Annotated in this window: 1 pseudogene; it reads right to left on the bottom strand. The window is 58.8% G+C overall.

The annotated features are described in order from the left end of the window. Positions 1-301 (bottom strand): annotated as a pseudogene (locus tag E0485_RS25655) (fibronectin type III domain-containing protein); the annotation flags it as partial.

The raw sequence follows: 301 nt of genomic DNA, 5'->3' as shown, positions 1-301 counted from the left end.
ACCGGACTCGCGGTTGTGCTCGTTCCTGTGATTCCTCCTGGACTGGACGTAACCGTATACTGCGTAATAACACTTCCACCATCACTCACTGGTGCATCGAAGCTGACCGTCGCCATTCCGTTGCCTGCGGTCGCCGTTACATTCGTCGGTGCGCTAGGCACACTGATCGGTGCGACGGGCGTCACACTCCCTGATGCCACTGATGCCGCGGAGTCGCCTGCGCTATTCGTGGCAACTACTGTGAACGTATACGCCGTTCCGTTTGTCAATCCCGTGACCGTGACCGGACTCGCGGTTGTGC

The sequence above is a fragment of the Paenibacillus albiflavus genome, from assembly GCF_004344915.1.
GTDB lineage: Bacteria > Bacillota > Bacilli > Paenibacillales > NBRC-103111 > Paenibacillus_AM > Paenibacillus_AM albiflavus.
Note: the sequence above shows the minus strand (reverse complement) of the source record. Positions and strands in the feature narration are given on the sequence as shown.